Raw genomic sequence first — 13,714 nt, 5'->3', positions numbered from 1 at the left:
GTTTCATGCGCATTCCGAATCCTCCAAATCGGGCGCCATTGTCCCGACGATTGTGCAGAATGAAAGGCTAATGCACCGAAATCCGATAATTGTCGCGCAAAAGCACGGGCGTCGGCCGACGAAATTGTCGGAAACGCCAAGCGCCGATTTCAGAATGTAAAAAGGGGCCCACAGGGCCCCTTTGAACACTTGCGAAAAGCCCAGCCTCAGGCGGCCGCGACTTCCTCTTCGGTACCTTCGGCTTCGATGCGGGCGCGGTCGCCGGCGCCCTTGGCCGAGGTGTCGCGGTCGACGAACTCGATGACCGCCATCGCGGCATTGTCGCCGTGACGGAAGCCCGCCTTCATGATGCGCAGGTAGCCGCCGTTGCGGGAGGCGTAGCGCGGCGCGATCGTCTCGAACAGGCGCTTGACGACGCCCTCATTGCCGATCTGGGCGATCACCTGACGGCGCGCATGCAGATCGCCGCGCTTGCCGAGCGTCACCAGCTTCTCGACGATCGGACGCAGGTCCTTAGCCTTCGGCAGGGTGGTGACGATCTGCTCGTGCTCGAGCAGCGAGACGGCGAGGTTGGCGAACATCGACTTGCGGTGGCTTACGCTGCGGGCGAAACGACGGCCTTTGAAACCGTGGCGCATGGCTCTTTTCCTTCTTCAGTTGTTCAAGAGGCCACGGCCTCTGATGGTTTTCCGCATGACCGTCGGATCTGGCGGCTCACGCCGCCGATCCTTGGAATTCATGCTCAATATTGGTCTTCGTAACGCTTTGCGAGGTCTTCGATGTTTTCCGGCGGCCAGTCCGGCACTTCCATGCCGAGGTGCAGGCCCATCGCCGCCAAGACTTCCTTGATCTCGTTCAGCGACTTGCGGCCGAAGTTCGGGGTGCGCAGCATCTCGGCTTCGGTCTTCTGGATCAGGTCGCCGATATAGACGATGTTGTCGTTCTTCAGGCAGTTGGCCGAACGCACCGAGAGTTCCAGCTCGTCGACCTTCTTGAGCAGCGCCGGGTTGAAGGCGAGCTCGGTGACGGCTTCGGCGGCCACTTCCTTCTGCGGCTCGTCGAAGTTGACGAACAGGCCGAGCTGGTCCTGCAGGATGCGGGCGGCGAAAGCCACCGCGTCCTCGCCCGAGATCGAGCCGTCGGTCTCAATGGTCATGGTCAGCTTGTCATAGTCGAGGACCTGGCCCTCACGGGTGTTCTCGACCTTGTAAGAGACCTTCTTGACCGGCGAGTAGAGGCTGTCGACCGGGATCAGGCCGATCGGCGCGTCCTCGGCGCGGTTGCGCTCGGCCGGCACATAGCCCTTGCCAGTGTCGACGGTGAACTCCATGCGGATCTCGGCGCCCTCGTCCAGCGTGCAGATGACGTGGTCGGGGTTGAGGATCTCGACGTCGCCGACCGTCTGGATGTCGCCGGCCAGCACGGCGCCCGGGCCCTGCTTGCGAACGACCATGCGCTTCGGGCCGTCGCCTTCCATACGGATGGCGATTTCCTTGATGTTGAGCACGATATCGGTCACGTCCTCGCGCACGCCGGCGATGGACGAGAATTCATGCAGGACGCCGTCGATCTGCACCGCGGTGACGGCCGCGCCGCGCAGCGAAGACAGAAGCACGCGCCGCAGCGCGTTGCCCAGCGTGAGGCCGAAGCCGCGCTCGAGCGGCTCGGCGACCAGCGTGGTCAGCGTCTTCTTCTTCGACGAGAACTCGATCTTGTTCGGCTTGATCAGTTCCTGCCAGTTTTTCTGGATCATGATGCTTTCCTTCCGTTGCCCCGCCACCATCCAATCGTGGCGGGCGACCTGGAATGCCGCGGAGGAACGCTTTTTGGCGTTCGCGCGGCGTTCGATAGTTCCTTAGACGCGGCGCTTCTTGCGCGGGCGGCAGCCATTGTGCGGGATCGGCGTCACGTCACGGATCGAGGTGATGGTGAAGCCGGCGGCCTGCAGCGCGCGCAGCGCCGATTCACGACCCGAGCCGGGCCCGCAGACCTCGACCTCAAGCATGCGCATGCCGTGTTCCTGCGCCTTCTTGGCGACGTCCTCGGCGGCCATCTGGGCGGCGAACGGGGTCGACTTGCGCGAACCCTTGAAGCCCTGGGCGCCGGCCGACGACCAGGCGATCGAATTGCCCTGCGCGTCGGTGATGGTGATCATCGTATTGTTGAAGGTCGAATTGACGTGGGCAACGCCCGACGAGATATTCTTGCGTTCGCGACGGCGAACACGAGCGGCTTCCTTGGCCATGGTAGTCCTTTCAGTTGATCTCTACACCGCCGTAATGCCAGCGGCTCCACCTTGGTAAGGGAGTAGGGGAATAGGGAAGTAAGGGAGTAGGGAAACAAATGATCCGATTTTCGGACTATTCCCTACTGCCTTACTCCCCTACTCCCTTATTCCCCTAATTACTTCTTCTTGCCGGCGATCGACTTCGCCGGGCCCTTGCGGGTGCGCGCATTGGTGTGCGTGCGCTGGCCGCGGACCGGCAGCGAGCGGCGGTGACGCAGGCCGCGGTAGCAGCCGAGGTCCATGAGCCGCTTGATGTTCATCGACACTTCGCGGCGCAGGTCGCCTTCGACCTGGTAGTCGCGGTCGATCGTCTCGCGGATCTGCAGCACTTCCGCGTCGGTCAGCTGGTTGACGCGGCGCTCGGCCGGGATGCCGACCTTGTCGACGATCTCCTGGGCGAACTTCTTGCCAATGCCGTGAATGTACTGAAGCGCAATAACGACGCGCTTGTTGGTCGGAATGTTGACGCCGGCTATACGAGCCATCTTCTCTCATCTCCATATGGGCCGGACACGCCGGCGCTTCAAGTTGCCCCGCGTCCGGTGGAGGCCGGCCCTTGCGGGAGTTTCCAGTTCAAAGCGGCTGCCTTGCCCTTGCGGACAAGCAAAGCCTATGCCTGATGGAAGACGGGCCGCCATACCCCAGCGGACCGCTACAGTCAAGCGCAATCGTCTGTTTTCTCTATGCCGCCGCCTGGGTGACGGATTTGAGCACCGTTTCGATCTCGCGCGTCACCGCGTCTATGTCGGCCATGCCGTCGACGCTCTTCAGCCTGCCCTTGGCGTAATAGTAGCCGATCAGCGGCGCGGTCTTCTTGTAGTACTCCCGCAGGCGCTCCTCGAACACAGCCGGATTGTCGTCCTTGCGCACCGGCTGGCCGGCGGCCTTGGCATCCTCGGCGCGCTTGACGATTCGTCCAACCAGCGCCTTGTCGTCGACCACGAGTTCGATGACGGCATCGAGATGGAGGCCACGGTCGGCGAGCATCGATTCAACCGCATCGGCCTGAACCAGCGTGCGCGGGTAACCGTCAAGGATGAAGCCGTTTGCGCAGTCGGCCTGGTCGATGCGCTCGGCCACGATGGCGTTGACGATGGCGTCCGACACCAGTTCGCCGGCATCCATCACCGCCTTGGCCCGCTTGCCCACTTCCGTGCCGGCCTGCACGGCCGCACGCAGCATGTCGCCGGTCGAGAGCTGCGGTATGCGGTATTTCTCTACCAGTCTTTGCGCTTGCGTCCCCTTGCCCGCCCCCGGCGGTCCAAGCAATATCAGCCTCATCTGGTCCTCTTCCCCCCGCGCAACTTCGACTTCTTGATCAGGCCCTCATACTGGTGCGCGATCAGGTGACCCTGGATCTGCGCCACCGTATCGAGCGTTACACTGACCACGATCAGAAGCGATGTGCCACCAAGGTAGAATGGTACGCCAGTCGCTGAAATCAGGAATTCGGGCAGCAGGCACACCAGCACCAGGTAGATGGCGCCGATGACGGTGATGCGCGTGAGAACATAGTCGATGTAATCGGCGGTGCGCTCGCCCGGGCGGTAGCCCGGAATGAAGCCGGAATGCTTCTTGAGCTGGTCGGCGGTGTCCTTGGGGTTGAAGACGATCGCCGTGTAGAAGAAGGCGAAGAACACGATCATCGCCGCGTAGAACGCCATGTAGAGCGGCTGGCCGTGGCCGAGCGAGGCAAGGATCGTGCTCGCCCAGGCGGGCATGTTGGTCGTCTGCGAGAAGCCGGCGACCGTTGCCGGCAGGAGCAACAGCGACGACGCGAAGATCGGCGGGATGACGCCCGACGTGTTGAGCTTTAGCGGCAGGTGCGAGGTATCGCCCTGGAACATGCGGTTGCCGACCTGGCGCTTCGGGTACTGGATCAGCAGGCGGCGCTGCGCCCGCTCGAAGAACACGATGAGCGCAATGACGACGATGGCCAAAACGATGATCGCCAGGATCAGGCCGGTCGACAGCGCGCCGGTACGGCCGAGTTCCAGCGTGCCGGAGATGGCGCGCGGCAGGCCGGCGACGATGCCGGAGAAGATGATCAGCGAAATGCCGTTGCCGATGCCGCGCGCGGTGATCTGCTCGCCGAGCCACATCAGGAACATCGTGCCGCCGACCAGCGTCACCACGGTCGAGATGCGGAAGAACATGCCGGGATCGTTGACGATGCCGTTGCCGCCTTCCAGCCCGACGGAGATGCCATAGGCCTGCACCAGCGCCAAAAGCACGGTGCCGTAGCGCGTGTACTGGTTGATAATCTTGCGGCCCTGCTCGCCTTCCTTCTTCAGCGCTTCCAGCGACGGGATGACCGAGGTCATCAGCTGCATGATGATGGAGGCGGAGATGTATGGCATGATGCCGAGCGCGAAGATCGCCATGCGCTGCACGGCGCCGCCGGCGAACATGTTGAACATGCCGAGCACGCCCTTGCTCTGCGAGGAGAAGGCCTGGGCAAAAGCGTCCGGATTGATGCCGGGCAGCGGGATATAGGTGCCGAGCCGATAGACGAGCAGCGCGCCGATGGTGAACCAGATGCGTTTCTTCAGGTCCTCGGCCTTGGCGAAAGCCGAAAAATTCAGATTCGAGGCTAGTTGTTCAGCAGCCGAAGCCATGCCTGATTCTCCGCTAGAGCATGATGCCGAAAAGTGTGGAGCGGTTTTCGGACGACATCATGCTCTACTTCTTTGATTGCTATGTCACGCTCGATGCCCGCAGCTCAGGCGGCGCGTGTCACCGAAGCTCACGAGATAAGCTCCGGACCGTAAACATGCAAGCGGCCGCGTTGACGCGGCCGCCATATTGATCAGATCAAAGCGCGATCGGGAGCAAAAACGAAGTCCGCTCTTGCCGACCGCGCTTCAAATCGCCGTTACTCGGCGGCGGCCTTTTCCGGCACCTTCACCGAACCGCCGGCCTTCTCGATCTTCTCGATGGCGGCCTTGGAGGCGCCCGCCACGTCGAAGGCGAGCTTCGCCTTGAGCTCGCCGTCGGAGAGCACGCGCACGCCGTCCTTGACGCGACGGATGACGCCCGCCGCGACCAGCGCCTCGGCCGTCACCGTTGCCTTGGCGTCGAGCTTCTTGGCGTCGACCGCGGCCTGGATGCGGGCCAGCGACACGACCGTGAAGCTCTTGCCGAACAGGTTGTTGAAGCCGCGCTTCGGCAGGCGCCGGTAGAGCGGCATCTGGCCACCCTCGAAGCCGTTGATGGCGACACCGGAGCGCGCCTTCTGGCCCTTGACGCCGCGACCGGCGGTCTTGCCCGAGCCGGAGCCGATACCGCGGCCCAGGCGCTTCTTGGAGTGCGTGGCGCCGTCCTTGTCACGCAGATCGTTGAGTTTCATCTTCGCTCTCCTGCGCTTGTGCTCAGCCCTCGTCCACGACGCGGACGAGATGCTGGACGGCAGCGATCATGCCGCGCACGGAGGGCGTGTCTTCCAGCGTGCGCTGCTTGTGCATCTTGTTGAGGCCGAGGCCGACCAGCGTCGCGCGCTGCTCCTTCGGCCGACGGATCGGCGAGCCGATCTGCTCGACGGTGATGGTCTTGGTAGCTTTCTTGGCCATGGTCTGGATCCCTGGTCAGCGTCGACTATTCTTCAGCCGCAACGGCATTGCCGCGGCGGGCCTGAAGGGTCGAGTACTTGATGCCGCGCGCGGCAGCCACATCCTTCGGATGCATCTGGCTCTTCAGCGCGTCGAAGGTGGCGCGAACCATGTTGTACGGGTTCGACGAACCCATCGACTTGGCGACCACGTCATGCATGCCGAGCGTCTCGAAGACGGCGCGCATCGGGCCGCCGGCGATGATGCCGGTACCCTGCTTGGCGGCGCGCAGCAGAACGCGTCCGGCGCCCCAGCGGCCCTCGACGTCGTGATGCAGCGTGCGGCCCGAGCGCAGCGGCACGAAGATCATGTCGCGCTTGGCCGACTCGGTCGCCTTGCGGATCGCTTCCGGCACTTCGCGTGCCTTGCCGTGGCCGAAGCCGACGCGGCCCTTCTGGTCGCCGACGACGACGAGAGCGGCGAAGCCGAAACGCCGGCCGCCCTTAACCACCTTGGCGACGCGGTTGATGTGGACGAGCTTGTCCACCATGCCGTCATCGCGCTCTTCGCGATCACGCTCGCGGCCGCGGCCGCCTTCCCTACGTTCCTGTGCCATATCCTGTTCCTTGTTCTTTTCCGGAAGCACGGGTTGCTGAAATGCCGGCGCCACTTTTGGGTCGCCGGCGGTGAAAAATCATTTTCTTCCTTGCATGATCCTATCCGAAAAGTCTGCAACTTTTCGGGACCAAGCTTAGAAGCTCAGGCCACCTTCTCTGGCAGCGTCGGCCAGCGCCTTGACGCGGCCGTGATAGATGTACGGGCCGCGATCGAAGACGACTTCCTTGACGCCGGCCTTCGAAGCGCGCTCGGCGATCAGCTTGCCGACCGCGGCAGCGGCAGCGGTGTCGGCGCCCGTCTTGAGCGAACCCTTGAGGTCCTTCTCCAGCGTCGAGGCGGCGGCCAGGGTGCGGCCCTGAGCATCGTCGATGACCTGGACGTAGATGTTCTTCGAGGTGCGGTGGACCGACAGCCGCGGACGCTCGCCGGCGACCTTCTTGAGCTGACGGCGCACGCGCTGCGCACGGCGTTGGGTGGTTTCTTTCGGGCTAGCCATAATGTCAGTTCCTTGCCTTCAGTAGACGGGGGCAACCCTGTGCGGTAGGCCAAGCCTCCCGCGGCCGCTCCCCGCGGCGTTGCAGTCTTACTTCTTCTTGCCTTCCTTGCGGACGATCTTCTCGCCGGCGTAGCGCACGCCCTTGCCCTTGTAGGGCTCGGGGCCGCGATACTCGCGGATCTCGGCGGCAACCTGGCCGACCTGCTGCTTGTCGATGCCGGTGACCGTGATTTCCGTCGGCTTCGGCACCGTGATCGTGATGCCCTGCGGGGTCTCGTAGATCACGTCATGGCTGAAGCCGAGCGCCAGCTGCAGGTTCTTGCCCTGCATGGCGGCGCGATAGCCGACGCCGGTGATCTCGAGCCGCTTCTCGAAGCCGTCCTTGACACCCTGCAGGATGTTGACGATCTGCGTGCGCGACATGCCCCACTTGGCGCGGGCGGTCTTGGTCTGGTCGCGCGGCTGAACGGCGATCTCGGTGCCTTCCAGCTTGACCAGCACTTCGTCGTTGACCACGAACTTCAGCTCGCCCTTGGGGCCCTTCGCCGTCACGGTCTGGCCGTTGACGGTCGCGGTCACGCCCTGCGGCAGCGAAACGGGTTTCTTTCCAATACGAGACATTTTGTTGTCCTCGTCACTTCTCTTGGTTCAGGTTCCAGTTTTCGAGCGTTCCCGAAAACCGGATACCGCTTTCGATCTCACGCGCCGGATCAGAAGATCTGGCAGAGGATTTCACCGCCGACATTCTGCTCGCGCGCTTCGTGGTCGGCCATCACGCCCTTCGGCGTCGAAAGGATGGCGATGCCGAGGCCGTTGGCGACCTGCGGGATCGACTTGGCCGAGACATAGACGCGGCGGCCCGGCTTCGAGACGCGGGCGATTTCGCGCACGACCGGCGCGCCGTCGAAATACTTCAGCTCGATTTCGATTTCGGACTTGCCGTTCTCGAAGTCGGTCTGGCTGTAGTCGCGGATATAGCCTTCAGCCTTCAGCACGTCGAGGACGCGGGTGCGCAGACGCGAGGCCGGAGTCGAGACGCTCGACTTCTTGCGGCCATAGGCGTTGCGGATGCGGGTCAGCATATCGCCGAGAGGATCGCTCAATGACATCTCAGTGTCCTCCTTACCAGCTCGACTTGACCAGGCCTGGGATCTGGCCGTTGTTGCCAAGATCGCGAAGCGCGATACGCGAAACCTTGAGCTTGCGATAGTAGGCGCGCGGACGGCCGGTGACTTCGCAGCGGTTGCGGATGCGGATCTTGGCCGAGTTGCGCGGCAGTGCCGACAGCTTCAACTGGGCGCGGAAACGCTCTTCCATCGGCTTGGACTGATCCATGACGATGGCCTTCAGCGCGTTACGCTTGGCGGCATACTGGTCCGCAAGCTTCCGGCGCCTGTTGTTCTTCTCGACTGAGCTGGTCTTTGCCATTTCAGATTTTTCCTTTTTCGCTGCCGTTACTGGCGGAAGGGGAAGTTGAAAGCCTTGAGCAGAGCCCTGGCTTCGTCGTCCGTCTTCGCCGTCGTACAAACGATGACGTCCATGCCCCAGACCTGATCAACCTTGTCGTAGTTGATCTCCGGGAACACGATGTGTTCCTTGATGCCCATGGCGTAGTTGCCACGGCCGTCAAAGCTCTTCGGGTTCAGCCCGCGGAAGTCGCGGACGCGCGGCAGCGCGATGTTCACGAGGCGGTCGAGGAACTCGTACATGCGTTCCTTGCGCAGCGTGACCTTGGCGCCGATCGGCATGTTCTCGCGCACCTTGAAGCCGGCGATCGAGTTGCGGGCGCGGGTGACGACGGCCTTCTGGCCGGCGATCAGCGCCAGGTCTTCGGCGGCGACCGAAGGCTTCTTCGAATCGCCGGTCGCCTCGCCAACGCCCATGTTCAGCACGATCTTGTCGAGGCGCGGAACCTGCATGTCGTTGTCGTAGCCGAACTGCTCCTGCAGCGCCTTGCGGATGGTCTCGTTGTAGACCTTCTTGAGGCGCGGCTCGTTTTTGGCAGTCGCCTGCTTGGTTTCAGCCTTAGCCATTGATGACTTCTCCCGAGCGCTTGGCGACGCGCACTTTCTTGCCGTCCTTCTGGAAGATGAAACCGACGCGGGTCGGCTTGCCATCCTTGGGGTCGGCCAGCGCGATGTTCGACAGGTTGATCGGCGCTTCCTTGGTGATGATCCCGCCCTCTTGGGACTGGGACTGCTTCTGGTGACGACGGATCATGTTGACGCCACGCACCAGCGCGGTGTCGTCCTTCGGCTGCACCGAGAGGACTTCGCCCGAACGGCCCTTGTCCTTGCCGGCCAGCACGACGACCTTGTCGCCTTTTCTAATCTTCTGCATTGGTCCGGCTCCTTACAGCACTTCTGGCGCGAGCGAGATGATCTTCATGTGGTTCTTGGCGCGGAGTTCGCGCGGAACCGGTCCGAAGATACGCGTGCCGATCGGCTCTTTCTTGTTGTCGACGAGAACGGCCGCGTTCTTGTCGAAACGGATCACGCTGCCGTCCGGGCGGCGGATGTCCTTGGCCGTGCGAACCACGACCGCCTTCATCACATCGCCCTTCTTCACGCGGCCGCGCGGAATGGCTTCCTTGATCGACACCACGATGATGTCGCCGACGGAAGCGTATTTCCGCTTCGAGCCGCCCAGCACCTTGATGCACATGACACGACGGGCGCCGGAATTATCCGCGACGTCGAGGTTTGTTTGCATCTGAATCATGACTGGCCGCCTTCTTCTTTTCTAACGGGACGGGCTCGAAGCCCCTCCCCGGTCTGTCCAAAATTCGTTTGTTTACGCCTGGTCCGAAGACACGACGATCCAGCGCTTGTCCTTGGAAATCGGCTTCGATTCCTGGATGAACACCTGGTCGCCGACCTTGTGGGCGTTGTTCTCGTCGTGCGCCTTGTACTTCTTGGTCATGCGCACGGTCTTCTTCATCACGGGATGCGTGAAGCGCCGTTCGACCTTGACGACAACCGTTTTCTCGTTCTTGTCGCTGACGACGGTGCCCTGCAGAATGCGCTTTGGCATGGTTTTCGTCCTTAAGCCTTCTTGGCCGCGGACTTTTCCGCGGCGATGGTCTTGATGCGCGCGATGTCCCTGCGGACCTGCTTCACGCGTGCGGTCTTCTCGAGCTGACCGGTGGCCTTCTGGAAGCGCAGGTTGAACTGCTCCTTCTTCAGGCTGGCCAGGTCGTCGGTCAGCTGGTCCTGGGTCTTGGTCCGGATGTCTTCGGCTTTCATGATCGGCCCGTCCTTATTCTGCGATGCGCTGTACGAAGCGCGTCCTGACCGAGAGCTTGGCAGCGCCGAGACGCAGCGCCTCGCGCGCCGTCTCTTCGCTGACGCCGTCGATCTCGAACATGATGCGGCCAGGCTTGACGCGCGCCGCCCAATAGTCGACGGCGCCCTTGCCCTTACCCATGCGCACTTCGGTCGGCTTCGAGGTGACCGGCAGATCCGGGAACACCCGGATCCAGACGCGGCCGGCGCGCTTCATCTCGCGGGTGATCGCGCGGCGGGCCGCCTCGATCTCGCGCGCGGTGACGCGGTTCGGCTCAAGCGCCTTCAGCCCGAAACCGCCGAAATCCAGGTTGGTGCCGCCCTTGGCGGTACCGTGGATACGGCCCTTGAACTGCTTACGGAACTTTGTGCGCTTTGGCTGCAGCATCGTTCTAACTCCAAATTCTCAAATGTCTCAGGCGTTTTCGCGACGGCGGCCGCGTTCGCGCTCGCCACCGGCGGCACCGCCATGCGCATGATCGCCCTCGGTCGCGCGGCGTTCCGAAGCCATCGGGTCGTGCTCGAGGATCTCGCCCTTGAACACCCAGACCTTGACGCCGCAGATACCGTAGGCGGTGTTCGCCTCGGCGGTGCCGTAGTCGACGTCGGCGCGCAGCGTATGCAGCGGCACGCGGCCTTCGCGGTACCATTCCATGCGGGCGATTTCGGCGCCGCCCAGACGGCCCGAGCAGTTGATGCGGATGCCCTCGGCGCCGAGACGCATCGCCGACTGCACGGCGCGCTTCATGGCGCGGCGGAACGCGATGCGGCGCTCGAGCTGCTGCGCGATCGACTGCGCGACCAGCGTGGCGTCGATCTCCGGCTTGCGCACCTCGACGATGTTGAGGTGCGTCTCGGACTTCGTCATCTCCATCAGCTTCTTGCGAAGCTTCTCGATGTCGGCGCCCTTCTTGCCGATGATCAGGCCCGGACGCGCCGCATGGATGGTGACGCGGCACTTCTTGTGCGGACGCTCGATCACGACCTTGGAGATCGCGGCCTGCTTGAGTTCCTTCTCAAGATACTTGCGGATCTTGATATCCTCATGCAGCAGCTGGCCGTACTCGCCGGTGTTCGCGAACCAGCGCGAATCCCAGGTGCGGTTGATGCCGAGACGCAGCCCGATCGGATTGACTTTCTGGCCCATTATGCGGCCTCCCCTTTTTCCTCGACTTCACGAACGACGATCGTGAGGTGCGAGAACGGCTTTTCGATACGGCTGGCGCGACCACGGCCACGAGCGTGGAACCGCTTCATGACGATCGACTTGCCGACATAGGCTTCCGCCACGATCAGCGCGTCGACGTCGAGGTCGTGGTTGTTTTCCGCGTTGGCGATCGCCGATTCCAGCGTCTTCTTGACCGTGCCGGAAATCCGCTTGGCCGAGAATTCGAGGTCGGAAAGCGCTGTCGCGACCTTCTTGCCGCGGATCAGCGCGGCAACCAGGTTCAGCTTCTGCGGGCTGATACGGATCGTGCGCAGAACGGCGCGCGCTTCGTTGTCAGCAAGCCTGCGCGGAGCTTTGGCCTTGCCCATGATTATTTCCTCTTCGCCTTCTTATCCGCGCCATGACCGTAATAGGTCCGGGTCGGAGCGAATTCACCGAACTTGTGACCGACCATGTCCTCGTTCACGGAGACGGGAACATGCTTCTGGCCGTTGTAGACACCGAAGGTGAGGCCGACGAACTGCGGCAGGATGGTGGAGCGGCGGCTCCACATCTTGATCACCTCATTGCGACCGCCTTCACGAACCTTGTCCACCTTCTTGAGAAGGTAGCCGTCGATGAAGGGGCCTTTCCAAATCGAACGAGTCACTTGGCGTTACCTCTTCTTAGCTCTTGCGCTGATGGCGCGAGCGCACGATGAACTTGTCGGTCGCCTTGTTGGACCGCGTCTTCTTGCCCTTGGTCGGCTTGCCCCAGGGCGAAACCGGATGACGGCCACCCGAGGTGCGGCCTTCGCCGCCGCCGTGCGGGTGATCGACCGGGTTCATGGCCACGCCGCGATTGTGCGGGCGCTTGCCGCGCCACACCGTGCGGCCGGCCTTGCCGTCGTTGATGTTGCCGTGGTCGGGGTTCGACACCGCGCCGACGGTCGCCATGCAGGAGCCGTGCACGACGCGCTGCTCGCCCGAGTTGAGGCGCAGGATCGCCATGCCCTGGTCGCGGCCGACGAGCTGGGCGTAACCGCCAGCCGAACGGGCGACTTGGCCGCCCTTGCCCGGCTTCAGCTCGATGTTGTGGACGATCGTGCCGACCGGCATCGAGGCCAGCGGCATCGCATTGCCCGGCTTCACGTCGACGGCTTCGCCTGCCACGATCTTGTCGCCGGCAGCAAGGCGCTGCGGGGCGATGATGTAGGACAGCTCGCCATCGTCATACTTGATCAGCGCGATGAAGGCGGTGCGGTTCGGATCGTACTCGATCCGCTCGACCGTGCCGACGACGTCGAACTTGCGCCGCTTGAAGTCGATGATGCGGTACGAGCGCTTGTGACCGCCGCCGATGAAGCGGGCCGTGATGCGGCCGTAATTATTGCGGCCGCCCGACTTGGTCAGGCCTTCGGTCAGGCCCTTGACGGGCTTGCCCTTGTAGAGCCCCGAGCGGTCGACGATGACCAGCTGGCGGGTGCTCGGCGTTACCGGGTTGAATTTCTTGAGTGCCATTGTCCTGTCCTCGCGGCCTAGCTCAGAGACCCGTCGCGACGTCGATCGACTGGCCGTCGGCCAGCGTCACAACCGCCTTCTTGACGTCGCCCTGGCGGCCGATCGTGCCGCGGAAGCGCTTGATCTTGCCCTTGCGGACAAGCGTGTTCACGGCCGTAACCTTGACACCGAAGAGGGCTTCGACGGCGGCCTTGATTTCCGGCTTCGACGCCTTCTTGGCGACGTTGAAGACGACCTGGTTCTGCTCGGAAGCCATGGTCGACTTTTCGGTGATCGCCGGCGAGACGATCACGTCGTAGTGACGAAGGTCGGTCATTTGAAGCGCTCCTCGAGAGCCTCGACGGCGGCCTTGGAAAGGACCAGCGTGCCGCGGCGCAGAATGTCGTAGACGTTGATGCCCTGGATGGGCAGCACGTCGATGTTCGGAATGTTGGTCGCCGCCAGCTTGAAGTTCTGGTCGAGCTCGGCGCCACCGATCAGCAAGGCGTTGGTCAGGCCGAGCGTCTCGAAATTCGCCACCAGCGCCTTGGTCTTGGCCTCGGTCAGCTTCAGCTCGTCGACGATGATGATCGACGCGCTCTTGGCCTTGGCCGAGAGAGCATGCTTGAGGCCGAGCGCCCGTACCTTCTTCGGCAGGTCGTGCTCGTGGCTGCGCACGACCGGGCCGTGCGCCTTGCCACCGCCGCGGAACTGCGGAGCGCGAGCCGAATGGTGACGGGCGCGGCCCGTACCCTTCTGCTTGTACATCTTGGCGCCGGTGCGCGCGATCTCGGCGCGGCCCTTGGCCTTGTGCGTGCCCTGCTGCTTCTTGGCC

Annotated in this window: 25 protein-coding genes; all 25 read right to left on the bottom strand. The window is 63.1% G+C overall.

What is annotated here, in order from left to right:
* Positions 1 to 206 precede the first annotated feature (206 nt).
* Positions 207 to 638, bottom strand: coding sequence for a 50S ribosomal protein L17 (gene rplQ, locus EN780_RS14530; protein ID WP_127285244.1), 432 nt, complete (start codon positions 636 to 638; stop codon positions 207 to 209).
* A gap of 104 nt (positions 639 to 742) precedes the next feature.
* Complete coding sequence (locus EN780_RS14525) at positions 743 to 1,753, bottom strand: DNA-directed RNA polymerase subunit alpha (RefSeq protein WP_006205443.1); 1,011 nt, start codon at positions 1,751 to 1,753, stop codon at positions 743 to 745.
* Positions 1,754 to 1,855: 102 nt separating this feature from the next.
* Entirely contained in the window at positions 1,856 to 2,245 is a 390-nt protein-coding gene (gene rpsK / locus EN780_RS14520) for a 30S ribosomal protein S11 (protein ID WP_006205444.1), read from the bottom strand.
* Positions 2,246 to 2,403: 158 nt separating this feature from the next.
* On the bottom strand, positions 2,404 to 2,772 hold the full coding sequence (gene rpsM, locus EN780_RS14515; protein ID WP_006205445.1) for a 30S ribosomal protein S13: 369 nt from the start codon (positions 2,770 to 2,772) through the stop codon (positions 2,404 to 2,406).
* Positions 2,773 to 2,968: 196 nt separating this feature from the next.
* A complete protein-coding gene (locus EN780_RS14510; RefSeq protein ID WP_127285245.1) occupies positions 2,969 to 3,568 on the bottom strand; it encodes an adenylate kinase in 600 nt (199 codons plus the stop codon).
* Positions 3,565 to 4,905, bottom strand: coding sequence for a preprotein translocase subunit SecY (secY, locus tag EN780_RS14505; protein WP_127285246.1), 1,341 nt, complete (start codon positions 4,903 to 4,905; stop codon positions 3,565 to 3,567). Before secY ends, EN780_RS14510 begins: the two co-directional genes overlap by 4 nt.
* Before the next feature lie 257 nt (positions 4,906 to 5,162).
* The gene (gene rplO, locus EN780_RS14500) at positions 5,163 to 5,636 is read right to left on the bottom strand and encodes a 50S ribosomal protein L15 (protein ID WP_127285247.1); all 474 of its coding nucleotides are present in this window, start codon (positions 5,634 to 5,636) and stop codon (positions 5,163 to 5,165) included.
* A 22-nt stretch (positions 5,637 to 5,658) separates the two neighbouring features.
* Entirely contained in the window at positions 5,659 to 5,856 is a 198-nt protein-coding gene (gene rpmD / locus EN780_RS14495; protein ID WP_006205449.1) for a 50S ribosomal protein L30, read from the bottom strand.
* Between the two features lie 25 nt (positions 5,857 to 5,881).
* Positions 5,882 to 6,451 (bottom strand): 30S ribosomal protein S5, encoded by a 570-nt coding sequence (rpsE, locus tag EN780_RS14490; protein WP_127285248.1) that lies wholly within the window; start codon positions 6,449 to 6,451, stop codon positions 5,882 to 5,884.
* Positions 6,452 to 6,586: 135 nt separating this feature from the next.
* Positions 6,587 to 6,949, bottom strand: coding sequence for a 50S ribosomal protein L18 (rplR, locus tag EN780_RS14485; protein ID WP_127285249.1), 363 nt, complete (start codon positions 6,947 to 6,949; stop codon positions 6,587 to 6,589).
* An 87-nt stretch (positions 6,950 to 7,036) separates the two neighbouring features.
* Entirely contained in the window at positions 7,037 to 7,570 is a 534-nt protein-coding gene (rplF, locus tag EN780_RS14480) for a 50S ribosomal protein L6 (protein ID WP_127285250.1), read from the bottom strand.
* Positions 7,571 to 7,659: 89 nt separating this feature from the next.
* Positions 7,660 to 8,058, bottom strand: coding sequence for a 30S ribosomal protein S8 (gene rpsH, locus EN780_RS14475; RefSeq protein WP_126054443.1), 399 nt, complete (start codon positions 8,056 to 8,058; stop codon positions 7,660 to 7,662).
* 13 nt (positions 8,059 to 8,071) lie between these two features.
* Positions 8,072 to 8,377 carry a 30S ribosomal protein S14 gene (rpsN, locus tag EN780_RS14470; protein WP_127286406.1) on the bottom strand — a complete coding sequence of 102 codons (306 nt, stop codon included), beginning with the start codon at positions 8,375 to 8,377 and terminating at the stop codon, positions 8,072 to 8,074.
* A 26-nt stretch (positions 8,378 to 8,403) separates the two neighbouring features.
* Positions 8,404 to 8,982 carry a 50S ribosomal protein L5 gene (gene rplE, locus EN780_RS14465; RefSeq protein WP_127286407.1) on the bottom strand — a complete coding sequence of 193 codons (579 nt, stop codon included), beginning with the start codon at positions 8,980 to 8,982 and terminating at the stop codon, positions 8,404 to 8,406.
* Positions 8,975 to 9,289 (bottom strand): 50S ribosomal protein L24, encoded by a 315-nt coding sequence (gene rplX, locus EN780_RS14460; RefSeq protein WP_127286408.1) that lies wholly within the window; start codon positions 9,287 to 9,289, stop codon positions 8,975 to 8,977. Before rplX ends, rplE begins: the two co-directional genes overlap by 8 nt.
* A gap of 12 nt (positions 9,290 to 9,301) precedes the next feature.
* Entirely contained in the window at positions 9,302 to 9,670 is a 369-nt protein-coding gene (gene rplN, locus EN780_RS14455; RefSeq protein WP_006205457.1) for a 50S ribosomal protein L14, read from the bottom strand.
* A gap of 72 nt (positions 9,671 to 9,742) precedes the next feature.
* Entirely contained in the window at positions 9,743 to 9,982 is a 240-nt protein-coding gene (rpsQ, locus tag EN780_RS14450; protein WP_010909280.1) for a 30S ribosomal protein S17, read from the bottom strand.
* An 11-nt stretch (positions 9,983 to 9,993) separates the two neighbouring features.
* Positions 9,994 to 10,194 (bottom strand): 50S ribosomal protein L29, encoded by a 201-nt coding sequence (gene rpmC / locus EN780_RS14445; protein WP_126042433.1) that lies wholly within the window; start codon positions 10,192 to 10,194, stop codon positions 9,994 to 9,996.
* A gap of 13 nt (positions 10,195 to 10,207) precedes the next feature.
* The gene (rplP, locus tag EN780_RS14440; protein WP_126054438.1) at positions 10,208 to 10,621 is read right to left on the bottom strand and encodes a 50S ribosomal protein L16; all 414 of its coding nucleotides are present in this window, start codon (positions 10,619 to 10,621) and stop codon (positions 10,208 to 10,210) included.
* A 27-nt stretch (positions 10,622 to 10,648) separates the two neighbouring features.
* Positions 10,649 to 11,380 (bottom strand): 30S ribosomal protein S3, encoded by a 732-nt coding sequence (gene rpsC / locus EN780_RS14435; protein ID WP_127286409.1) that lies wholly within the window; start codon positions 11,378 to 11,380, stop codon positions 10,649 to 10,651.
* Complete coding sequence (gene rplV, locus EN780_RS14430; protein WP_006205462.1) at positions 11,380 to 11,769, bottom strand: 50S ribosomal protein L22; 390 nt, start codon at positions 11,767 to 11,769, stop codon at positions 11,380 to 11,382. Before rplV ends, rpsC begins: the two co-directional genes overlap by 1 nt.
* Positions 11,770 to 11,771: 2 nt before the next feature.
* Entirely contained in the window at positions 11,772 to 12,050 is a 279-nt protein-coding gene (gene rpsS, locus EN780_RS14425) for a 30S ribosomal protein S19 (RefSeq protein ID WP_015317982.1), read from the bottom strand.
* Between the two features lie 16 nt (positions 12,051 to 12,066).
* Entirely contained in the window at positions 12,067 to 12,900 is an 834-nt protein-coding gene (gene rplB, locus EN780_RS14420; RefSeq protein ID WP_126054436.1) for a 50S ribosomal protein L2, read from the bottom strand.
* A 22-nt stretch (positions 12,901 to 12,922) separates the two neighbouring features.
* Complete coding sequence (locus tag EN780_RS14415) at positions 12,923 to 13,216, bottom strand: 50S ribosomal protein L23 (protein ID WP_126054435.1); 294 nt, start codon at positions 13,214 to 13,216, stop codon at positions 12,923 to 12,925.
* On the bottom strand, positions 13,213 to 13,714 hold a 502-nt coding region (gene rplD / locus EN780_RS14410), incomplete at its 5' end, for a 50S ribosomal protein L4 (RefSeq protein WP_128274412.1). The genes rplD and EN780_RS14415, both read right to left, overlap by 4 nt.

Origin of the sequence: Mesorhizobium sp. M4B.F.Ca.ET.089.01.1.1 (assembly GCF_004022605.1) — a bacterium.
GTDB lineage: Bacteria > Pseudomonadota > Alphaproteobacteria > Rhizobiales > Rhizobiaceae > Mesorhizobium > Mesorhizobium abyssinicae.
The sequence above is the reverse complement of the archived record's forward strand: the minus strand, read 5'-3'. Positions and strand labels throughout refer to the sequence as shown.